19 protein-coding genes are annotated in these 21,641 nt (G+C 53.3%); 5 read left to right on the top strand and 14 right to left on the bottom strand.

What is annotated here, in order from left to right; all coding sequences use genetic code 11:
* A partial coding sequence (locus LC431_RS17210) for a type VI secretion system Vgr family protein (protein ID WP_370633882.1) occupies nt 1–873 on the bottom strand: 873 nt, incomplete at its 3' end.
* Between the two features lie 393 nt (nt 874–1,266).
* Here LC431_RS17210 and LC431_RS17215 point away from each other — a divergent pair.
* From LC431_RS17215 to LC431_RS17235, 5 genes are all read left to right on the top strand, one after another.
* A complete protein-coding gene (locus LC431_RS17215; protein ID WP_013577183.1) occupies nt 1,267–2,718 on the top strand; it encodes a circularly permuted type 2 ATP-grasp protein in 1,452 nt (483 codons plus the stop codon).
* Nucleotides 2,712–3,653, top strand: a complete 942-nt coding sequence (locus LC431_RS17220; protein ID WP_013577184.1) for an alpha-E domain-containing protein — start codon at nt 2,712–2,714, stop codon at nt 3,651–3,653. The genes LC431_RS17215 and LC431_RS17220 overlap by 7 nt, the downstream gene beginning before the upstream one ends.
* Nucleotides 3,653–4,447 carry a transglutaminase family protein gene (locus LC431_RS17225; protein ID WP_013577185.1) on the top strand — a complete coding sequence of 265 codons (795 nt, stop codon included), beginning with the start codon at nt 3,653–3,655 and terminating at the stop codon, nt 4,445–4,447. Before LC431_RS17220 ends, LC431_RS17225 begins: the two co-directional genes overlap by 1 nt.
* 26 nt (nt 4,448–4,473) lie before the next feature.
* Nucleotides 4,474–5,205: a proteasome-type protease gene (locus LC431_RS17230; protein ID WP_013577186.1), complete on the top strand. Its 732-nt coding sequence runs from the start codon at nt 4,474–4,476 to the stop codon at nt 5,203–5,205.
* 99 nt (nt 5,206–5,304) lie between these two features.
* Entirely contained in the window at nt 5,305–6,336 is a 1,032-nt protein-coding gene (locus LC431_RS17235) for a LacI family DNA-binding transcriptional regulator (protein WP_217244645.1), read from the top strand.
* A 45-nt stretch (nt 6,337–6,381) separates the two neighbouring features.
* On the opposite strand, the gene LC431_RS17240 is transcribed toward LC431_RS17235, so the two are convergent.
* The 13 genes from LC431_RS17240 to LC431_RS17300 all read right to left on the bottom strand — a co-directional run bounded on the left by LC431_RS17240 (nt 6,382) and on the right by LC431_RS17300 (nt 21,638).
* The gene (locus tag LC431_RS17240; protein ID WP_013577188.1) at nt 6,382–7,392 is read right to left on the bottom strand and encodes an OmpG family monomeric porin; all 1,011 of its coding nucleotides are present in this window, start codon (nt 7,390–7,392) and stop codon (nt 6,382–6,384) included.
* 99 nt (nt 7,393–7,491) lie between these two features.
* Nucleotides 7,492–8,580: an ABC transporter ATP-binding protein gene (locus LC431_RS17245; RefSeq protein WP_112151035.1), complete on the bottom strand. Its 1,089-nt coding sequence runs from the start codon at nt 8,578–8,580 to the stop codon at nt 7,492–7,494.
* A 9-nt stretch (nt 8,581–8,589) separates the two neighbouring features.
* Nucleotides 8,590–9,273: a beta-phosphoglucomutase gene (gene pgmB, locus LC431_RS17250; protein ID WP_112151036.1), complete on the bottom strand. Its 684-nt coding sequence runs from the start codon at nt 9,271–9,273 to the stop codon at nt 8,590–8,592.
* Nucleotides 9,263–11,509: a glycoside hydrolase family 65 protein gene (locus tag LC431_RS17255; RefSeq protein ID WP_223510123.1), complete on the bottom strand. Its 2,247-nt coding sequence runs from the start codon at nt 11,507–11,509 to the stop codon at nt 9,263–9,265. Before LC431_RS17255 ends, pgmB begins: the two co-directional genes overlap by 11 nt.
* A complete protein-coding gene (locus LC431_RS17260) occupies nt 11,506–12,564 on the bottom strand; it encodes a Gfo/Idh/MocA family protein (protein WP_223510124.1) in 1,059 nt (352 codons plus the stop codon). Before LC431_RS17260 ends, LC431_RS17255 begins: the two co-directional genes overlap by 4 nt.
* Nucleotides 12,565–12,579: 15 nt before the next feature.
* Complete coding sequence (locus LC431_RS17265) at nt 12,580–13,371, bottom strand: sugar phosphate isomerase/epimerase (RefSeq protein ID WP_121019674.1); 792 nt, start codon at nt 13,369–13,371, stop codon at nt 12,580–12,582.
* Nucleotides 13,372–13,383: 12 nt separating this feature from the next.
* Nucleotides 13,384–14,436, bottom strand: coding sequence for a zinc-binding alcohol dehydrogenase (locus LC431_RS17270; RefSeq protein WP_013577194.1), 1,053 nt, complete (start codon nt 14,434–14,436; stop codon nt 13,384–13,386).
* 43 nt (nt 14,437–14,479) lie between these two features.
* A complete protein-coding gene (locus LC431_RS17275; protein WP_013577195.1) occupies nt 14,480–15,325 on the bottom strand; it encodes a carbohydrate ABC transporter permease in 846 nt (281 codons plus the stop codon).
* Nucleotides 15,312–16,193 carry a carbohydrate ABC transporter permease gene (locus tag LC431_RS17280; RefSeq protein WP_013577196.1) on the bottom strand — a complete coding sequence of 294 codons (882 nt, stop codon included), beginning with the start codon at nt 16,191–16,193 and terminating at the stop codon, nt 15,312–15,314. Before LC431_RS17280 ends, LC431_RS17275 begins: the two co-directional genes overlap by 14 nt.
* A 30-nt stretch (nt 16,194–16,223) precedes the next feature.
* On the bottom strand, nt 16,224–17,516 hold the full coding sequence (locus LC431_RS17285) for an ABC transporter substrate-binding protein (protein WP_191996256.1): 1,293 nt from the start codon (nt 17,514–17,516) through the stop codon (nt 16,224–16,226).
* Nucleotides 17,517–17,622: 106 nt separating this feature from the next.
* A complete protein-coding gene (locus LC431_RS17290) occupies nt 17,623–19,302 on the bottom strand; it encodes an alpha-amylase family glycosyl hydrolase (RefSeq protein WP_223510125.1) in 1,680 nt (559 codons plus the stop codon).
* Between the two features lie 194 nt (nt 19,303–19,496).
* Nucleotides 19,497–20,051 (bottom strand): YgjV family protein, encoded by a 555-nt coding sequence (locus tag LC431_RS17295; protein WP_013577199.1) that lies wholly within the window; start codon nt 20,049–20,051, stop codon nt 19,497–19,499.
* Between the two features lie 96 nt (nt 20,052–20,147).
* Nucleotides 20,148–21,638, bottom strand: coding sequence for a UxaA family hydrolase (locus LC431_RS17300; RefSeq protein ID WP_037035079.1), 1,491 nt, complete (start codon nt 21,636–21,638; stop codon nt 20,148–20,150).
* Nucleotides 21,639–21,641 lie beyond the last annotated feature (3 nt).

Below are 21,641 nucleotides of genomic sequence, written 5' to 3' on the forward strand. Positions count from 1 at the left end.
ATGATTGAGTTTACGTTCATGGCGGATGCGGGCGTAGAACGCGCCGGTTTCGGCGGCGGCGTCCACGTCCTCACCGGCCTCGCGGTAAGGGCGGGCGTACAGGTAGCTTTCGCCGGTCACCGGCGCGGCGCTGCGCACCTGCGCGCTGACGTCCAGCGGCGTGGTGGCCTCGCGGTAGTTGTAATCGCGTTTAAAGATTTTGCCGGTGACAGCGTTCCAGTGGATTTTCAGCCCCCAGACGCTTTCGGCGTGGCCGTCGCGCATCCCCGACGGCTCGCAGTACGGCAGGGTCACGCCAAACTGGTACTGCTCCGGCCCGTCGCCGAACAGCACCCTTTCACACGTCAGGCGGGTGTCCGCCTCAAAGCGGAACCAGATACCGACCTCGGCCAGAATGCGTTTTATAAACTGCAGGTCGGTCTCGCCCCACTGGGTGATAAGCTCGCGGTCGGGGTAGGTGTGGCTGAGGCGAAACTCAAAATCCTGCCCCTCGAGCCCGTGTTTGCGCAGGATAAACTCCGCCACTTCGGGCACCGACTGGTTCTGAAAAATAAAGCTGTTGGTGCTGTTTTCCAGCAGCCGCAGGCGCGGCACCAGCTCGAGGCGGTAAAGGGTTTCGTCGGCGGAGGTCGACAGGCGCTGAAAGTCACGGATAACGCCGTACACGGCGCGTTCCGGCTGGAAAGGCGTGCCCATCGTAAAGCTGGCGAACTGGCGCAGCATCTGCGCGGCACCGATATCCGGTTCGGGGCAGGTGACGTCAACAGTGTAGGAAAAAGTCTCGCTGAGCTGTTCCTCGCCGCGAAAGTTCAGCACGTCCAGACTGTAAGGGCTGTTCCAGATATCAAGTGAGTAGCGGGAAAGTGTGTCCATTCCGGTCCCTGGTTGGCATGTGAAAAGCATCCTGCTTTTCGGGGTGTAAGGAAACTGTATTCACATGGTGAAATTGTGGGAATTTTGTATCAGGATCCGGAGAATGCGAATGTGATGATGCACAGAAATACTAAACATAATTAATGTATCCATAAGTTTTTTTGTTGTTTTCATATCATCAATGGCGATTGCCTCATCAACGATCATACTTACAGTAACCTAATCATTTCTGCCCTCTTTTCACTCAACTTGAAAGCGCGCTGCACCCGAACAGGGCAGGCCGGCCCCTTTTCCCCTGATTTTCAGCCCGTTTTGCACGCTGGCACACTTTATGCCTGATCTTCATTGTTGTTGAACGATTCAATTGCAGCCTGTCCAGTTTGTGAGGTGATGATGATCAAGATTGACCTTTCCGATTCACCCTTTTTTGATGAAATGTTGATGGCTGAAGGCAAACACCGCAGCCATTATCAGGCCTACTGGCAGTGGTTGCAGCAAGCCGATCAACAGGCAGTCCAGCGCAAAAAAGAGGAAGCTGCGCTGTTGTTTCACCGGGTGGGGATTACCTTTAATGTTTATGGCGAAGATGATGGCGCGGAACGGCTGATCCCGTTTGACAGCGTGCCACGCATTATTCCGGCCAGCGAATGGCAGATGCTTGATCGCGGGATCCGTCAGCGGGTTCAGGCGCTTAATGCTTTTCTGCATGATATTTATCATGACCAGAAGATCCTCAAGGCAGGGATCGTGCCCGCCGAACAGGTGCTGGCCAACGATCAGTATCAGCCCTGCATGCAGGGCATCGATCTTCACCGTGATACCTATGCCCACATTGCCGGAACCGATATGGTGCGGGGAGGCGATGGCGAATACTACGTGCTGGAAGACAACCTGCGCACGCCGTCCGGTGTGTCTTACATGATGGAAAACCGCAAAATGATGATGCGGTTATATCCCGAATTGTTTGCCGAGCAGCGTATCGCGCCGGTTTCCCGCTACCCTTCCCACTTACTGCAAACCCTGCGCGAAAGCACCACCGTCAACGATCCGACCGTCGTGGTACTGACGCCGGGCCGCTTTAACAGTGCCTATTTCGAGCACAGTTTCCTCGCACAACAAATGGGCGTTGAACTGGTAGAAAGCGTCGATCTGTTCGTGAAAGACGGCGCGGTGTTTATGCGCACCACCGCCGGACCGTGCAAGATTGACGTGATCTACCGGCGTATCGACGACGCCTTCCTCGATCCGCTGGCGTTCCGCGCCGATTCCATGCTCGGGGTTCCCGGCCTGCTGTCGGTGTATCGATCCGGTGGTGTGGTGCTGGCGAATGCGATCGGTACCGGCGTGGCGGATGATAAATCGATCTACCCGTATGTACCGGAGATGATCCGTTACTACCTGGCGGAGGATCCGATCCTCAATAACGTGCCGACGTGGCAATGCCGCAAGGAAAGCGATCTGTCTTTCGTGCTGGCAAACCTGGAAAAAATGGTGGTGAAAGAGGTTCATGGCGCAGGCGGTTACGGCATGCTGATTGGGCCGACGGCCAGCAAGGCAGAAATTGAACGCTTCCGCGAATTACTGCGCATCCGCCCGGAAAACTACATCGCGCAGGAAACGCTGGCGCTTTCCACCTGCCCGACCTTTGTCGGTAACGGGCTGGCACCGCGTCATATCGACCTGCGGCCCTTTGCGCTGACCGGCGCCGAAATTCGTCTGGTGCCGGGCGGATTAACCCGCGTAGCGCTGGAAGAAGGCTCGCTGGTAGTGAATTCATCTCAGGGCGGCGGGACCAAAGATACCTGGGTGCTGGAAGAAAATCCGACGGAGGATGACGCATGCTAAGCAGAACAGCCAGCGAACTGTACTGGATGGCGCGTTATCTGGAACGCGCCGAGAATATTGCACGCCTGCTGGACGTGACTAATAAGCTGTCGATGATGTCGATCCGTGACGTCAACGCACGCGATGAAAACAATGATTTACTGGTACCGCTGACCATGACCGGTACGCGGACACTGTTCAACGAGCACTATCCGCAGGAGTCGATGGGTAATCTGCTCAACTTCTTCGCTCTGGACAGCTTCAACCACAGCAGCATTTTCAGTTGCCTGCAAATGGCCTGGAACAATGCGCATGCGGTGCGCGGCAGTCTTTCTTCTGAAGTCTGGGAAAGCATCAATGCCACCTGGATAGAGATGAAACTGATCCGCCGTCAGGGCGTCGGTTCTGCCGGTGCAGACGCTTTCTTCGACTGGGTCAAGGAGCGCTCACATCTGTTTCGCGGTGCGATGTTCGGCACATTACTGCGCAGTGATGCACTGAACTTTATCCGCCTCGGCACCATGCTTGAGCGGGCGGACAGCACCGCCCGCCTGCTGGATGCCAAAAATCAGTTACTGAATGCCGATGAAGATCCGGTGCGCGAGTACTACCGGATGGACACGCTGCTGCGTGCGGTCAGCGCCCGCGAAGCGTTCCACACGCTTTATAAGCAGCAACTTAGCCAGAAACGTATTGCCGAGCTGCTGATACTGCGCCGCGAGTTACCGCGTTCTCTGCTTTCCTGTGTCGAAATCATGGCCGAACAGCTGGAGGAAATCGGCGGCAGCGCAGGCAATTTGCCACGTCGCCGTGTCCATACCCTTCATGCTCAGCTTCGCTTCACCGAAATGGACGAGATTGTTGAGATGGGTCTCAGCCCCTGGTTGATGCAGTTTCTGGATCAGACCAATGCCATCGCTGAGAGCATTCATCAAACCTATCTGGAGGCCCAATAATGAAACTGAATGTCACACATCAGACGCATTACAGCTATGCGCAACAGGTTAAACACAGCACGCAATATCTGCGCCTCACACCGCAGGATTCCAGCCATCAGAAGATTTTGTCGTGGGATCTGACCTTGCCGGAATATGCCACCCGCACGCTGGATGCCTATGGCAATGTGCTGCATGTCCTGACGCTCGATCAACCCCATCAGGCGATCACCATTGAAGCCAACGGCGTGGTCGAGATTGAAGACAATACGGAAGACGATAATTGCGGGCATCTCTCGCCGCTGGTGTTTTTGCGCACCAGCCCGCTGACCCTGGCCGATGGCGCGATCCGCGATTTCGCCAGCCGTTATTACCGGCCGCAGGCACAGCATGAAAGTCTGTGCAGCCTGATGGGCGAACTGCTGCTGAAAATGCCTTACAACCCCGGCAGCACCACGGTGAAAGACAGCGCCTCACAAGCCTTTTCAGCACAAACCGGCGTATGTCAGGATCACACACACGTTTTCCTGGCCTGCTGCCGCAGCCTGGGCATCCCGGCGCGTTACGTCAGCGGCTATCTTTACTCGGAAGACTCGGCGCATGTGGCCATGCATGCGTGGGCGGAAGCCTGGCTGGATGACCGCTGGCAGAGCTTCGATGTCACCAATAACACCTGTAAACCGAATCAGCATTTGAAACTGGCTATCGGCATAGATTATCTTGATGCATGCCCGGTCCGCGGTATCCGGTTAGGGGGAGGAAGCGAAGACATGCGCACTGTCGCGGCCGTTGCCATACTCGACGTTCCGCAATGATCCTGAATACCTGAGGAAACCTTTTTATGACTTACTGTGTGGCCATGCGCTTGTCCTCTGGCCTGGTGTTTGTTTCAGATTCACGCACCAATGCCGGAGTGGACCATATTTCCACCTTCCGTAAACTGCATGTTTTTCATCAAAGCGATGAACGCGTGCTGGTGATCCAGAGTGCCGGAAATCTGGCGACCACACAGAGCATTATCAGTCTGCTGCATCGTCGCTGCGCAGACGATGAGCGGGAAAACCTGCTGAACGTGAAGTCGCTTTACGATGCCGCCAGCCTGCTGGGTGAAACGGTGCGTGAAGTGATTGCACGGGACAGCGGCGCAAATCAGGGGGGCAATACAGATTTCAGCTGCAATCTGTTGCTCGGCGGACAGATTAAAGGTGAGGGTCAGCGGCTGTTCCACATTTATCCGCAGGGGAATTTCATCGAAGCCACGCACGACACGCCGTATTTCCAGATTGGTGAGAGTAAGTACGGTAAGCCGATTATCGATCGCGTACTGAGCTACGACACCGCGCTGGATCAGGCGATGCAATGTGCGCTGATTTCGATGGACTCCACATTACGCAGTAATCTTTCCGTCGGCCTGCCGCTGGATGTGATGACCTATCCGACAGACAGCTTCAGCGCCGCGCAACAGCACCGGATCACCGAAACACACCCGTATTTCGACATGATCCGCAAAGGCTGGGGCGAAGGGCTGCTGAGCATTTTTGCGCAGTTGCCGCCGCTGAAATTAGACGAGTAATAATCCGCCACATCAGGTCTGGGGAAAATGGACAACCTCAGACCTGCCCCGTATTATCAATATCCCGTCCTTAATACGGATATTTGAGGTGCATGTATTGTGGCAGTCACTATTTATGATATTGCCCGTCTGGCAAAAGTGTCCAAATCTACCGTTTCCAGAGTTATTACCAACCAAACCAATATTTCGCCAGATGCCCGTGAGCGCGTGCTGGATGCTATCCGCACGCTGAATTATCAGCCAAGCAAACTGGCGCGGGCGCTGACATCCAAAGGTTTTGATGCGATTTTAGTGATATCCACCCGTTCGACCAAAACAACCGCCGGGAACCCTTTCTTCTCCGAAATATTGCAATCCATTGCGCTGAGAGCGGAAGAAGAGGGTTTTGACGTTATTTTGCAGACGTCCAAAAATAGCGAAGAAGATCTGCAAAAGTGTGTCGCTAAAATAACGGAAAAAATGGTGAAAGGCGTGATAATGCTCAGTTCACCCGCCGATGAATATATTCTGGAACAGTTAGATAATTATCAGGTTCCTGTGGTGGTGATTGGCAATATTGAAGGAACATATCAGCACGTCTTTTCCGTCGATACCGATAATTTTCAGGACAGTTACCGGCTGACAGAACATCTTATTTCGCTCGGTCACCAGGATATTGCCTGCCTGCACGCGCCGCTGGATTATCACGTTTCCATTGACCGCCTTGCCGGTTATAAACGCGCCATGCAGGATGCCGGTCTGACTGCGCAACCGGGCCTGATGATTGACGGCGGTTATACCACCGAAAGCGCTTATCTGGCGGCGACGACATTGCTGCAAAAGGCGCATCCGCCGACGGCCGTTTTCGCCACGGATGCCGTGAAAGTCATGAGCATTTACCGCGCGGCCCATGAACAGAAAAAGATCATTCCCGACGAAATGTCCATCACCGGTTACAGCAGCGACAATATTTCGCCGATCCTGTCTCCGGGGCTGACCGGCATTGAAATTCCTATCCGCGAATTAGGCTGGCAGGGTTGCGGTGTGCTGTTCGATAAAATTTTCGATCGTCCCGGCGCGCATTCCCGCACGCTGGTGCCGACACAGCTGGTGGTGAATCATTCCGCCATAGAAATCACTGCCGGAGAATAAGAAAACCCAACCGGAAAACAGCTTCCGGTTGGGTGATGAGAGGCATCAGAAAGAATAGGTGACACCGACACCGGTATAATGGAATTTAGTCTTCGCATTGGCGCTGGCATCGGTATTATCGTGCAACTGCAATTCGTAGGCATATTCCAGTGAGATGGCAAAACCGTTGGGTAAAGGCTGATTGATTAACAACCCGAATCGCGTATCGGTTTCTCCTTCGCGTTCTCCGCGATCATCATTGTAATAATAGGTATCCAGCGTCCGGCGGGCATAAGGCGTCAGCACGGTTTTCCCGCTGGAGAAAAGATCGAAGCTCACCGGCAAATAGATACGCGCTTCCTGTTTAGCGAATTCCCCGCGCTGGCTGTCACCGGTATTCCATCCGCGATCTAAATAATAACTGACCTGCATCGCGATATCGTCGGTGAAACTGTATTTCAAACCGGTTTCACCTTCAAACTCTTTATTCAGATAACCGTTATCGTCCATACTGTTATAATAATTATACAACGCCATCCAGCCGTTATATTTCAACGCAGGACTAAGCGACACCGACCAGTCTGGCTGAATGGTATAACGCTGGGTATTATAAGAATTGCCCTCTTTCTTTTTATCTTCATTATATTGCCACTGATAGTTCCTGAAACCGAGCATCAGCCCCAGCGCATAATCTGCGTTATCCACAAACTGATAATGCATATCGAATTCGACCTGATTAAACCAGTCACTTCGGGTATCTTCGGAGTAATCGACGTTATGGTCTTCCTGATAAAATGCGCCGTAGAAGTTCCACTTTCCTTTGCTGAAGTTAACAAATACCGTCGGTTCATAAGCGCCGTCTTTATCGCCCTGACCTTCTGTGTTCTCTGTTTCCTGCATGGCGCCGATCTGCACCTTCCAGGGTTCAGCAGGTAACGCAACGTTACCGATCGGTACCGGCGTCAGCATTGCCGGTGAATTATGATCTTCATTTTTATTTACGCTTTCGCTCTCAGCGGAAAAAGCCGACGAGCAGACTGTGCCGCATAATAATGCGGCAGCCACTTTCATTTTCATTATAATAATTCCTTTTACAGTAGGGACAGATGGATATTAAAACAACGGATAACCTCTTTTAAAATTCGTGTTATTTATACACGTTAGTGACATAACTTATTAATGCGCGGTAATGACTTCCTCAGTTTCACAATCAAAGAAATGACATTTATTCATATCAAAGCACAGGGATAATAATTGTCCGGCCTGATAATCAGTATTAGCGTTTGAACGGCAGACAAATTCATGACCGCCAATCGAGCAATACAACATAAATTCTGCTCCGGTCAGTTCAGCCACCGTAATTCGCGCGTCAAAATGTGCGTTCTGCTGCTCTGCACCGGCGATATCTTCAGGACGGATCCCGAGTACCAGCGGTTTACGTTGATAACCCCGTGCATTCAATATCGTCAGTTTGTCTTCAGGCACCGGAATATGCAGACTTTCCGTCACGAAAAAGTTGCCATCCAGCGCACCACGGATAAAGTTCATCGCAGGTGATCCAATAAAACCGGCCACAAACATATTTTGTGGATGGTTATAGACCGTTTTAGGCGCGCCAACCTGCTGGATAATGCCGTCTTTCATCACCACAATCCGCGTCGCCATGGTCATAGCTTCGGTCTGATCATGGGTGACATAAATCATCGTCGTATTGAGTTTATGGTGCAGCTTGCTGATTTCGGCCCGCATCTGTACCCGCAGTTTGGCATCGAGGTTCGACAGCGGTTCGTCCATCAGAAAGACTTTGGCATCACGCACAATCGCGCGCCCGAGCGCGACGCGCTGACGCTGGCCGCCGGATAACGCCCCCGGACGTCGCGCCAGATACTCATTCAGCCCGAGGATCTGGGCCGCATACTCCACGCGCTGACTGATTTCCTCCGGCGCAATCTTTCTCAGTTTCAGGCCAAACGCCATGTTGTCGTACACGGACATATGCGGGTAAAGCGCATAGTTCTGAAATACCATCGCTATCTCGCGATCTTTCGGTGCGACGTCGTTCATGCGCACGCCGTCGATCAGCAGGTCGCCGGAAGAAATTTCCTCCAGCCCGGCGATCATACGCAGGGTGGTAGATTTTCCGCAGCCGGATGGCCCGACAAACACGATAAATTCTTTATCCGCGATCTCCAGATTGAAATCCTTCACCACGTGAACCTGTTTGTCGTAAATTTTCTGAATGTGTTGCAGTGAAATCTGAGCCATAATTTTTCCTTAAATATCAGCCTGATGATGCAACCATAGTTGCCTGATAACCGCCCACGACAGCCCGTCGGTAGAATCCAGACGGTGATTTGCCCCTTCCAGCGTGGCGCCAATGCCAATCGAGAAAATGCCTCCGGCACGTAATGCATCAATCCCCGCCTGCGCATCCTCTATCCCTGCGGCATGCTGCGGCGCGATATTCAGCGCCTCGCAAACCTTGAGGAAAATTTCCGGATGCGGTTTGGAATGCGTGATCCGGCGGGCGTCCGCGACATAATCGAAAGCCTGCTCCAGTCCTAACGCCCTGAGCACCTGCGGGGCATTTTGTGAAACGGAAGCCAGACCGGTGAGTACGCCCTGGTCACGCAACGTGTGCAGCAATTCACTGATCCCCGGCAAAATGTCCGCCGTGGTCAGCCCGGCGAGTAATCCGACATAATCGTCATTTTTCTCCGCCGCCATTGCGTCACATTCTGCCTGCGTAAAAGTTCCGGTTTTTCCGCCCACAGCGAGGATCTTCAACAGCGATTCCTGACGACTGACGCCCTTCAGTTGCTCATTAAACGCAGCATCGATGGGGATCCCGATACGCTGCGCCAGTCGTTGCCAGGCCATAAAATGCAGGTGCGCGGTATCGACCACCACACCATCGAGGTCAAAAATAACGGCACGCGGCAGGGGTTCAGTTTTCATCATGAGATCCTTTCAGAATGAGGCTTTCCGTAAATGTGTGAGAGATGCCGTTGATCCAGACCTTCAGCGGCCGGGCATCCGTTTTGCTGAGGGTAAGTTGCCGGGGTTCGAGAGACACCGTCAGGCGCGTTCCACGCCAGCAAAGGGGAAACTGTAACCGCGTCCAGCCCTGCGGCAGCGAGGGCCGGAAATGCAGTTCGCCTGACTGATAATCCAGCCCCGCAAACCCCATCAGCGCCCCCGTCCAGATAGCGGCCGTGGCGGCCGCATGAATACCGTCGTCCGAAGAGTGAGGTTCTTCGCCCAAATCGATGCGGCACGCCTCGCGGTAAAACTGCAATGCCTGTGCGACCTGCCCGGTCCGGGCGGCCACAATCGCATGCACCGATTTACTCAGCGAAGAGTCGTGAATCGTACGCGGTTCATAAAAACTGAGGCTGGCTGCCTGACATTGTGGTGTGAACTGGGCGGGCAGCAGTTGCATGAGCATGACCACATCGGCCTGTTTCAGAATCTGCATCTCGTTGATTTCCGCACGGGAATAATCCAGCAAAATGGCCTGTGTGCCCTGCCGGGATTTATAGGCTGTCAGGTCGCATTGCGGTTTGCTGAGGAAGGAATCATCCTGCGCGATCACACCCTGCACATCGGGCTGCGGCAGATACAGGTGCGTCAGAAAATCTTCCGCCTGCGCAAAGAATGCGGCGTCCTCATGATTAAATTCATGCAGATACCGGCAGGCCTCCCGGACGTTGTACTGCGCCATATAATTGGTAAACGCATTATTATCAACATGTTCGGTGTATTCATCCGGCCCGATGACGTTGAGAATTGCCAGCCGGTCGTCACGCCATTCAGCGCGGCTCATCCAGAACCGCGCGGTTTCTTTCAGCAGCGCCAGTCCCATTTGTTGCATAAATTCCGTGTCGAGCGTGGCCTGGAAATAGCCCACCGTGGCATAGGCGATATCTGCCACCAGATGATGTTCTGCCAGCGCCGATGCCACCCGTTGCCGCTGACCGGTACGGATATTGATCGCGGCAAATTCAGGCGTTTCCTCTTCGCCGCTGAACGCGCTTTCCCACGGAAACAGTGCGCCCTGATAACCGTTCTGCCGGGCTTTGTCCTGCGCCTGCGCCAGATGCAGATAGCGGTATTCCAGCAGTTTTCGCGCCTGTTCAGACGCATTCAGCAGGGCAAAAGGCAGGATAAATATTTCGGTATCCCAGAAAACATGCCCTTTATAGCCTTCGCCGGTCAGCCCTTTCGCCGCCACGCTGGCGCGCGCGTCATGCGCCGGGATCATCAGCTTCAGGTGATACAGTGCAAAATCCAGTGCACGTTGATCCTGGGGATCATCTGACGCCACACAGACCCGTGATGCCTGCCAGTAATGCTGCCAGTGGCGGGTATTTTCCATCAGCAGGTGTCCGTAACCTTGCTGCGCGTGTTCCAGCAGGGCCTTCAGGCAGCGTGCTGCGAAGGTGTTTTCTGGCAGGAAATCTGCATCGAGCGACGTGGCAATCCAGCTGAATTTCTCCAGCGTCACCGCTTCACCGGCAGATAACGGCAGGCTGATATGTTGCAGTAACTGGCGGTTTTTCGACGAAAAACTGCTGCTGGCGCGGGCAGGAAACAGGCACTGGCTGGTGATGATCGCCTGCTGCTGGCCGTCTGTGGTCTGATAACCGCCTTGTAAAACGTTTTGATCGAAAACCCGCACTGAACATTCATTCAGATGCTGTCTGCCGCTGTTGGTGAGCGTTGCATCAATGCCGGTGCTCACGCACAAATGTGCATCCGCATCCAGCGCGGTGACAGTTAAACGGCTCGCCACCAGCGTCAGCGGAGAAAGCGCCACAAAACGACGGGTTTCGATTTTGAACCGCTGACCGGCGGGCGACTGCCAGACCAGTTCGCGATACAGCTCACCGTTCATGGTGCGCAGTTCACGCTGATAGGACAGCAGCGTGCCGGAAAGCAGCGATAAACTTTCGCCGTCCAGCTCAATGCGCATACCAATAATATCCGGCAGATTCACCAGTTCGGTGACTTCGGTCGTATTCGCACGGTGATAAAAACCCGCGACAAACATGCCCCGCTGTTGATCGGTATAGGCTTCTTCGTGACAGCCACGGATACCAATCCGGCCATTGCCGCAGGTATGCAGGCTGCCGTACTTATTCAGGCGATGTGGTGAAAACGGTGCTTCGGGCAGGATCTGAGGCTGAATCATAGATACACGCTCTCCCCCGACTCTGCCGACTGATAGACAGCCGCCACCAGTTGCTGGATCCGGTATCCCTGTTCCGCGTCTGCCAGACTCACCGTTTCCCCGCGAACCGCCGCCACAAACGCCTGAACGCTGCGAACATGGCGCTGATCGTCGGCAACCTCCCGGTGGAATAACCTCACCAGTTCACCCTTTTCATCGGTATACACCTGGGCAGGAAACAGTGTGGCACCGGCCTTATCACCGCAAAACTCAACATTCATCACCGATTGCGGCTGAATATTCAGCGCAAACGCCGTTTCCAGACGCAGCAACCCGCCGTTGCAGAACTCAATCGCGGCAAATACTGAATCTTCCACGCTGTATTTCTGCGGATCCCAGCTTCCGAATTGCCCTTCACTTTTGCGGTTACCGATTTTCTGAAACATCTGCGCGGTGACTTTGCGCACCGCCGGAAAGCCGAGCACGTACATGGCGGCATCCAGCATATGAATGCCGATGTCGATCAGCGGTCCGCCGCCGGACTGCGTTTTATCCGTGAAATTGCCCCAGCCGGGCACGCCGCAGCGGCGCAGGGCGCGCGCGGTGGTGACATAAACCTCACCCAGTTCTCCCACTGCGACTTTCTGGCGTAAAATGCGCGCATCTTCGGCGAAACGGTGATGAAAGTCATAGGCCAGAAGCCGGCCAGCCTGTTCCGCCGCCTGCCACATTTCCAGCGCCTGCGCGGCGGTCATGGCAGGCGGTTTTTCACAGAACACATGACAGCCGTGCTGCAATGCCGTGATCACTTGCTGATGATGGAAAAGGTTGGGCGTACAGATGCTGACGATGTCGGGCCGTTCAGCCTCCAGCATCTCTTCCAGTGAGGTAAAGGCACGGGCGATACCGTTGCGCCCGGCAAATGCCTGAGCGCGCGCCGTATCGCAATCCACCACCGCGACCAGTTCAAGCCCCGGAAGCTGGCGGTAACAGGCTACATGGACCTTTTCCGCCACCTGACCCGCCCCCACCAGCGCCACTTTCAGCGTTCCTGCCGGTTTCGTTATAAATTCCATTTCGCGGCCTGTCAGTCAGAGTAAATTGCGAAGATAAGTCAGTGAATCCTGATAAGCCTGGGTCGGATTTTCTGCCCGCACGCGGCATTCGTAGACGATATAGCCGTCGTAGCCATCTTCTTTCAGTTGCTCAAACGCAGAGCCAAAATCAATGCTTCCGCTGCCCGGCTGGTAACGATGATTGTCAGCAATATGTACATGGCCGAGCAGATCGCGTTGCTGATGGAACGCAGCGCTGAGGCAATCCTCCTCAATACTCATATGGTAAAAATCACCGATAATTTTGACGTGCTCAAGCGCGCCCTCTTCGATATAACGGCGTGCCTCCGCCAGCGTGTTTATCATGTGATCCTGATAACGGTTCAGCGGCTCCAGATACACCGTTGTGCCGGTGCGTCTGGCGACATTTTCCAGCTCCCGCAAGGATGCGCTGACCGCCAGACGGTCGCCCGCCTGACTGCGCGGTGAGGTCATCGGCGGCAGACGGTAGGTAAACATTCCCCAGGCGGCGGGCACGATAATCCCTTTACCGCCGACCTGCGAAAGGGCTTCCAGAATCGCAGTGATTTGCTGCAATCCGTTCAGACGACGCTCCTCGATGAAATCACCGATCCAACCCTCATAGCCGCCGCAGGCGGTGATCACTGGCAGGCCGGTTTGGGCGATAGCGGCTTTCACTTCGTCGAGATGATTTACCAGCAATTTGCCGTCAATTTCAAAACCGTCGAAACCCATTGCCTTGATAAATTTGAATTTCTCCAGAATATTTTCCGGGAAGAATGCCTGATTTTGTGTACCGATTTTCATGTCTAAGTCCTTTTAGAAAGTGATGCCGAGCTTGATGCTCTGATCAGGATGTTGATCGACGTATTTCATGTAGCTCTCCGCGCTGTTGCTGAACGTGACCACCGGATCGATCAGGTCTTCGCAGTTCAGGTAGCCGTTCATCAGCAGTTCCCAGCAGGAGTCTTCGATGCGTTTACGGCTCCAGCGGGGATAATCGGGATTGGGTTCGCTGCATGCGCGGGAAAAGACGATTTTGGCATTGTTAAAGTGGGCTTCCCGCCCGAGGTTAAAGCCTTCGGCAAAGGGTTTGGCAAAGGCGACATAAGAAATTGTGCCGCCGTAAGCGATACCCCGCAGCGCCGCCTGCAATGCCTGGGCATTGCCGCTGGTTTCGATGATGACGTCCGCACCCTGTTTGCCGGTGAGTTTTTTGATCTCCAGCCCGATGTCAGTACCGATCGGGTTAAACACGGCATCCGCGCCGTTTTTCAGCGCAATTTCCCCGCGTTTTTCCAGCGGATCGACGCCAATCACGATGCTGGCACCGGCCTTTTTCGCCAGTTGCACAGCGATTTGACCGATCGCCCCCAGCCCGACAATCACCACGAAATCGCCGACACGGACATTGCCGTCACGCACACCACTCATGGCGAACTGCGCCGGGTCATAACAGACGGCGTTTTTCCATGAGGCACCGGCGGGCATTTTGCGCAATTTGTAATTGTTCACGGCGTTGACGATCACCGTTTCGCTCAGCGGTCCGTAAGTACAGACATCATCACCCAGCGCGTAATCCGTCACCTCGCAGCCCTTTTCGCAAACGGTGCCCACCACCATGTTGCCGAGCTGGAATTCGCCGAACACGATACCGCGCGGCGCATCCGCCGGACGGGGGACAAACATGCCCCATTCAGCCGAAAACTCCTCGTCAATAAACGGGCTGACGCCGCGAAAATCTACCACTTCGGTACCGTGTTTCGGTGCGCCAAATTTCACGCGAATTTTGACTTCATATGCCGCGACCGGGCGGTCCTCATAATCCATCAGTTCAGCCACACGCGGCTGGGTTGCGACCAGTTTTTTCATCGGATATTCCTTCATCTTTAATCAGTCAATATGCGTTTTAACGTCAGCCTTTTACGCCGCCGTCAGTAAGATTGCCTTTGATAAACCGCTCCGAAAGCGCGTACATCAGGACAACCGGCAGCGCGGTCACCAGCGAGGCAGCCATCATTCTTCCCCAGACATAATCCGGTGTGCTGAACAACGTGTTCAGGCCGACAGGCAGGGTGAAATTGGCAGAGCTGGAGAGGAAAATGGAGGCGAAGAGATAGTCATTCCACGCCACCATAAAGCAGTACACAAACACCGAAATAATGCCGGAGATCGCCAGCGGTACGGTGATGTAGAAAATGATTTGCAGCCGGTTAAGCCCGTCCATCATCGCCGCTTCTTCAATGTCGTGAGGAATGGTGTCGAAGTAACTTTTCAGCATAAACACGGCCGTCGGCAAGGTCTGAACCACCATGGTGATCACCAGCGCGGTAGTGGTGTCATACAGGCCCAGCGCCGAAATAATCTTGAACAGCGGCACCACCAGCAAAATGCCGGAAAACATGTAGACGGTATAAAAGCTGGCGTTGATGGTGACGCGCCCTTTAAAACGCAGCCGTGACAACGCATAAGCGCCCAGGATGCCGAAAAACACAGCGATCACGGACGCCAGTACCGACACGGTCAGGCTGTTTTTGAAGTAACTGAGGAACGGGAAAATCTGCGGATTGAAAATATCCACGTAATGATGGAAATCCCACTCCTGCGGGAACAGCGTCGGATGGCGGGAAATCGCCTCTTTACTGCTTTTGAACGAGGTCATCAGCATGATGAAAAAAGGAAATAACATCGCGCCAAGGAAAATCAGCAGGCTGGCATAAAAGCCCGCTTTGCGCAGGATCTTGCGGTTAGTTGCTGCCATTGATATTCACCCGTTTTCTGGCAAGAAGGATCACGATAAAGATCAGGGCAAACAGCACCATGGATATGGCGGCGGCTTTACCTAAATCGTTAAAGGCGAAGGCGGTTTTATAGAGATACACACCCAGAATATTGACCTTGTTGGTCAGCAGGTAGACGTCGGCAAACATGTAGAACATCCAGATCGCGCGCAGCGTGACCACCGTTGCCAGTACCGGCATGATGGCGGGCAGCGTGACGATGCGGAATTTCTGCCAGGCATTGGCGCCATCCATGCCTGCGGCTTCGTACAGGGATTTATCGACGGTCTGCAAAATCGCCAGAAACGAAATAAAGGCGTAGGGGAAGTAACGCCAGATGGCGAACAACACCACCAGCACGAAGCTGCTGACCGGATTGTCGAACCACAGCGGGGCATCGCTGAACAAATGCAGCATGTCAGCACCGATCACATTCACAATGCCGTAGCCGTTGTTGAACATGTATTTCCAGGCAAATACCAGCGAAATGGAAGGCGTGACATAGGACAAAATCACCAGCGAACGCGCCGTTTTGCGAAAGCGGAACTCACGGTTAAAAAACAACGCGACGCCCAGCCCCAGCCCGGTACTGCCCGCGACGACCAGTGCGGTGTACCAGAACGTCACCCACAACGAGTGATAAAAGCCCGGATCGCTGAGAATGCTGATGTAGTTATCCAGCCCGACAAACCGGTTATCAAGACGCGGATTCAGCGGGATTTGCAGAAAGCTGATCTGGATATTCGACAACATCGGATACGCCACCAGCAGACCCAGCAAAAAGATGCTGGGGGCGAGCAGAAGCAGCGCAAAACGACCGTCAGAATGGTTAAATTTACGTGATTTCATGATCTTCCCTGAGAATTCAGGCTCCTCCGTTTAGCGTTTTTGCATCAATGCTTCGATACGCTTTTGCCCTTCCGCCAGTGACTGCTGCGGATCCTTCTTCCCGACGGTCACGCCATTGAGCATTTCGCTGAGCACGGCAGAGCCTGTGATATCGCCCATTGCTGCGAAGTTTTTCTCCCCGACGGAACCGAACACCTGCACATTGGCAAACTCGTTCACCAGCATTTGCGGCAGCGTGCCAAATGCCTTGATCACCGGATTGTTTTGCCAGGTGGCATTGCCGGTCACGCCTTGGGTCACCGGCAATGCGGCACCCGGCGACATCAGCACCCAGGCTGTCGCGTTATCCGGTTTTTCGAGGAAGCTCACCCACCGTTCGGCGGCCTCACGTTCAGGCGTATCCAGCCCGTTGGAGATGGTCAGTGAGGTGATGGTGCCGTAAACGGCTTTGGATTTTTCAGTCGGCACGGCAAAACCAAGGTCACCGGCTTTGCCTTCGCTGTACACCGCAGGAAGAATATAAGTGGAGTAAATCGCCATCGGCACCGTGCCGTTCATAAAGGCGTCTTTGATTTCCATGACGTCATTGGAACCAGGCATCGAGAAGGTGGCGAGCTGACGGTAATAATCCAGCGCCTGCTGCATTTCCGGCGTGTTAACCGTGATTTGCCCCTGAGCATTCAATACGTTGGCATCGTTGGAAAGCGCAAACTGCGAGAAAGCCTGTTCGGTCAAAACACTTTCGGCGGTCGGTAACGCAATGCCATATTTTTTCCGCGCGGGCTGATTAAATGCCGTGGCAATGCGGGTGACATCCTGCCAGTTTTGCGGCGCAGAGAATCCGGCGTCAGCCAGTTGTGATTTGTTGTACCAGATCCCCTGTATCCAGCCATGGATCGGTACGCCGGTGTAATTCTCGCCTTCTTCCGTGCGCACGATGCGCAATACGCCGGGATAAAACTGATCAGCACCTATGCCGTCGATCACCTGCCTGATGGCATCGCGGTCGATCAGCTGTTCCTGATCCATCACTTTGGCGTAATCGTGACTGACTTCAATCACGGCTGGCAGTGCGCCGGTACGGGCCAGCGTAATCACTTTGGTGTTGTAGGCATCTTCTTCCACCGGCACCGGTTTAATGGTGATCTGCGGATTTTCCTGTTCAAATTTCGCAATCAGCTGATTAATGACCACCTGACGTTCCTGCTCGACCGAAGAATGCATAAACTCAATGGTGACCTGTCTCTCTTTGGCGTCCTCACAGGCCGATAAACATAATGCGGATAATAATAACGGAGTTATAAGGATATATTTTCTTTTCATTTTTATATTCATGAACATCTCCTTTGCTAATTTATAGCCAGCCGAAATCACTGGCCTGTGAAATATCACACCCTTTAAATACAAAAAAAATAACGGAACATCTTAATTAATGGCGTAACCAGATATACTGATAAGGCTTTAATGTTATTTCCCCGTCACATTTCAGTGAATGATTATAAGGTAAGACCTGATAATCCCCCGAAGGGAGCGTTACCTGAATATTGTTAGCGGAAAGGTTAAACAGACACACTATTTCCTGGTTTCCCTGCCCCCGGATAAAGGCAAACACACTTTCATGACATTCTATGACCCGCATCGGCGCGGAAGGATGAAATGCCGCCTGTTCAGTTCGGCAGATAATTAATTTCTTCAGTTCACCAAATACCCGCGCACGTAATGAATCAGGTTCAGATAATATCTGTCCAATTTCCGTGACATCATATTTCTGCCGGTTAATTGCCCGGTTATGCCCGGCGTTCTCAACCCCCTGAATATCGTTACGCGAACCCAGAATACTTTGGATATACACCGCAGGAACACCGGGGAATGCCAGCAAAATAGCGTGCGCCAGCATGAAGCGTTGCAGACGGATATCGTCGTCGTCCGACTGCCGGTTCAGCGCATCCATATAGGTGACGTTGACTTCATACGGGCTGGTGCTGCCATCCGGATTATTTTTATACGACACCCTCGCGCCTTCCTGTTGCAGCGCATCCACCAGCCTGAGGATCTCTGATTCCGGCAGTAATCCGCGCAACGGGTTCAGGCCAATGCCATCATGCGAAGCAAGAAAATTAAAGAAGGTGGTGGCGGGTGTGCAGGCATCCAGACCGTCGGCCCAGCGTTTCAGCGTTTCCCCGTTTTCACTGTGAATGGCATGCAGAACCAGCGGCGGCAGCGGGAACTGATAGACCATCTGCGCCTCATCAAACCCGTTACCAAAGTAACTGATGTTGTCCTGATGCGGCACATTGGTTTCAGTAATAATCACAGTACCGGGTGAAACATACTCCACCACGGCGCGGAATAGCTTCACCAGTAAATGTGTTTTGGGCAGATGAATACAGGAGGTGCCGGGTTCCTTCCACATGTAGCCCACAGCATCAAGACGCACATATTCAGCGCCTTCCGACAGGTATTTCAGTAACACGTCCAGCATGTCACGCAGTACGTCAGGATTCGCAAAATTCAGGTCGATCTGATCCGCGCTGAAGGTGGTCCAGACATGACGGGTTTCGCCATTTTCAAAGCGGAAAGGCGTTAACAGCGGCGATCTGCGGGGACGGGTCACGGCAGATAAATCACTATTTTCGTTCAGGCTAATAAAATAGTTTTCATATTTCGAATTGCCCGCCAGATATTGTTTAAACCATTCACTGCTCGCGGAAATATGATTACAGACATAATCAAACATCAGTCGTGAAGACTGGCCAAGCTTACGGATATCTTTCCAGTCCCCCGCCAGTGGATTGACCTGCTGATAATCAATCACCGAGAAACCATCATCCGACGAATAAGGATAAAAAGGCAGAAGGTGAACAATATTAAAAACATCCGCCAGATGCTGCTGATAAAAACTATCAAATACTGAAAGTGTTTTTTCTGCTTTGTTCGTGAACTGATCTGCATAGGTGATCAATACCACATCTTTTTCATCCCATCCCTGTTTGGCCGTATAGGTAATCTGATTTCTGGCAACCTCAATGCGTGTAATCAGATCATCTAAGAATACCGCTGACAATTTCCCTGCATATATCTGTTTCAGTAATCCCTGAATAGCGTCCATGATTTTCCTTTTTCCCTTTCCCTTTTTGTGGGACCGCTCCCGCGGAATCGGAAATTACTCCTGCGTCCGGAGGTTGTCAACGAGGCAAACAGGCGGAAGGAATCAATAGAGGGGGAAACGCGGAATTATTATTGCAATCTGTGAGCAGATTCAAAATAAGCGGGGTACGCGAATGAAGGACAAAAAAGCAGGGACTATCCCTGCTCATCCATCTTCTGCACTAGCTTCTTCTCGACCTCAAACGGATCGATGCCACGCAATTGCAGGCGGCGGAAGCGAATGATATTAAAACCGTTCATGACCAGAAAACTGCCTTCGATAAGTGAACCGCCAATCGAGCCAAGCCAGATGTTGTGTGCCACCCAGCAGCAGGTTGAGCACCACATAATGCAGCGGGTTGTCAGCCCGCTGGTGCGGAACAGCGCCCAGGTACTGACAACTGTCGCGCCGACCGGTAAGAGTTCCATCCAGTGATGGGCGCGGCTTAGCCCCAGCACCAGGGTCAGGACGATGAAAATTACCATAATCAACTGGTTACGGGTACGCAGGGAAATCAGTGTGCGCAGAGAATTCAGTAAGGCGCTCATGCCAGCGGGCGCGGCACCCATCATCAGGAAATGCACGCCGATAATGGCGCTGTAGGCAGAAAGCTGTTGTTTGAAACGGCGGTCGCTGCGGTTGAAAAACATCGTGATGCCGACCATGAAGGCCACAACACCAACTGACTGGGCAAACCAGTAATACGTCATTTGTCAGGAGTCTCATACGTGGGGGTCTTGCGCTGCAAAAGCAAACGGCGTTCCATAACTGAAACGCCGTTTCATCCTAACGATAAACCTGACCGGTTACAATGTGACACCGCTTTTAAAAATGGCTAATTCGCGGAAATCATTGAGTTCGTTTTTGGCTTTGCGGCCATCGGCGATCGCCACGATCAGATCCACAAATTCACCCAGTAACTGATCCATACTGACATCGTGGATCAGGCGTCCGGCATCGAAATCGATCCAGTGCGGTTTTTTCGTGGCCAGTTCGCTGTTGGTTGCCAGTTTCACCGTCGGCACAAAACCGCCGTAAGGCGTGCCGCGTCCGGTACTGAATAGCACCATATGACAGCCCGCACCTGCCAGCGCACTGGTGGCGACGGCGTCGTTACCCGGCGCACTCAGCAGGTTCAGCCCCGGCGTAGTCAGGCGTTCGCCGTATTTCAGCACGTCCATTACCGGGCTTTGGCCGGCTTTTTGTGTACAGCCCAGCGATTTTTCTTCCAGCGTAGTGATGCCACCGGCTTTGTTACCCGGAGACGGGTTCTCGTAAATCGGCTGATTATGTTCGATGAAGTACTGTTTGAAATCATTCACCATGTGAACGGTTTTTTCAAACGTACTTTCATCGCGACAACGGCTCATCAGAATACGTTCTGCGCCAAACATTTCAGGCACTTCGGTCAGCACGGAAGTGCCGCCGTTGGCGATCACGTAGTCGGAGAAACGCCCCAGCAGCGGGTTAGCGGTGATACCCGATAAACCATCAGAGCCACCACATTCCAGACCGAATTTCAGTTCGCTGAGTTTACCGGCAACGCGTTTATCGTCACGCATTACAGCATACAGTTCGCGCAGGCGTTCCAGACCGGCTTCCACTTCGTCGTCGAACTTTTGCAGCGTCATGAAACGCACGCGCTCTTCGTCCACTTCGCCCAGCGTTTCACGGAACACGTCCACCTGATTGTTTTCACAACCAAGGCCGATCACCAGCACCGCACCCGCATTCGGATGGCGTACCATATTTTGCAGCATAGTACGGGTGTTCACATGATCGTCACCCAGTTGCGAACAACCGAACGGATGCGTGAACAGGTAAACGCCGTCGGTACCCTCCGCGTCATTGGTTTCTTTCAGGAAACGTGTCTGGATCTGGCGGGCTATCCCGTTGACGCAACCAACGGTCGGGATCAACCACAGCTCGTTACGGATCCCCACCTGACCATTTTTACGACGGAAGATCTGCACATCGCGATCCGCCATCTGTTCCGGCAGGCTGGCGAAATCCGGCTGATACTGGTATTCGTCCAGATCACTCAGGTTAGTTTTACCGTTTTGCGAATGAATATGCACACCCGGCTCAATCGCCGTCAGCGCATGCCCGATCGGCAGACCGTATTTAACAATGTTCTCCCCCGCCGCAATCTGGCGAAGGGCAAACTTGTGGCCACGGGCAACCGGCTGAGCCAACACGACGGTGTGACCGCCTGCTTCGACCTGCTCGCCCGCGTCGATATCGCGCAACGCGACGGCGACGTTATCAGCGGTATGAATTTGAATGATACTTTGCATAGT

The organism is Rahnella sp. GSA61A (assembly GCF_019969905.1).
Lineage (GTDB): Bacteria > Pseudomonadota > Gammaproteobacteria > Enterobacterales > Enterobacteriaceae > Rahnella > Rahnella aceris.

Excerpts from the sequence above, each read along its gene's own strand:
- LC431_RS17240 (WP_013577188.1), bottom strand. The coding sequence starts at position 7,392 with ATGAAAATGAAAGTGGCTGCCGCATTATTATGCGGCACAGTCTGCTCG.
- pgmB (WP_112151036.1), bottom strand. The coding sequence starts at position 9,273 with ATGAAAACTGAACCCCTGCCGCGTGCCGTTATTTTTGACCTCGATGGT.
- LC431_RS17270 (WP_013577194.1), bottom strand. The coding sequence starts at position 14,436 with ATGAAAAAACTGGTCGCAACCCAGCCGCGTGTGGCTGAACTGATGGAT.
- LC431_RS17260 (WP_223510124.1), bottom strand. The coding sequence starts at position 12,564 with ATGGAATTTATAACGAAACCGGCAGGAACGCTGAAAGTGGCGCTGGTG.
- LC431_RS17295 (WP_013577199.1), bottom strand. The coding sequence starts at position 20,051 with ATGACGTATTACTGGTTTGCCCAGTCAGTTGGTGTTGTGGCCTTCATG.
- LC431_RS17220 (WP_013577184.1), top strand. The coding sequence starts at position 2,712 with ATGCTAAGCAGAACAGCCAGCGAACTGTACTGGATGGCGCGTTATCTG.
- LC431_RS17300 (WP_037035079.1), bottom strand. The coding sequence starts at position 21,638 with ATGCAAAGTATCATTCAAATTCATACCGCTGATAACGTCGCCGTCGCG.
- LC431_RS17265 (WP_121019674.1), bottom strand. The coding sequence starts at position 13,371 with ATGAAAATCGGTACACAAAATCAGGCATTCTTCCCGGAAAATATTCTG.
- LC431_RS17290 (WP_223510125.1), bottom strand. The coding sequence starts at position 19,302 with ATGGACGCTATTCAGGGATTACTGAAACAGATATATGCAGGGAAATTG.
- LC431_RS17285 (WP_191996256.1), bottom strand. The coding sequence starts at position 17,516 with ATGAAAAGAAAATATATCCTTATAACTCCGTTATTATTATCCGCATTA.
- LC431_RS17225 (WP_013577185.1), top strand. The coding sequence starts at position 3,653 with ATGAAACTGAATGTCACACATCAGACGCATTACAGCTATGCGCAACAG.
- LC431_RS17215 (WP_013577183.1), top strand. The coding sequence starts at position 1,267 with ATGATCAAGATTGACCTTTCCGATTCACCCTTTTTTGATGAAATGTTG.
- LC431_RS17230 (WP_013577186.1), top strand. The coding sequence starts at position 4,474 with ATGACTTACTGTGTGGCCATGCGCTTGTCCTCTGGCCTGGTGTTTGTT.
- LC431_RS17280 (WP_013577196.1), bottom strand. The coding sequence starts at position 16,193 with ATGAAATCACGTAAATTTAACCATTCTGACGGTCGTTTTGCGCTGCTT.
- LC431_RS17245 (WP_112151035.1), bottom strand. The coding sequence starts at position 8,580 with ATGGCTCAGATTTCACTGCAACACATTCAGAAAATTTACGACAAACAG.
- LC431_RS17275 (WP_013577195.1), bottom strand. The coding sequence starts at position 15,325 with ATGGCAGCAACTAACCGCAAGATCCTGCGCAAAGCGGGCTTTTATGCC.
- LC431_RS17255 (WP_223510123.1), bottom strand. The coding sequence starts at position 11,509 with ATGATTCAGCCTCAGATCCTGCCCGAAGCACCGTTTTCACCACATCGC.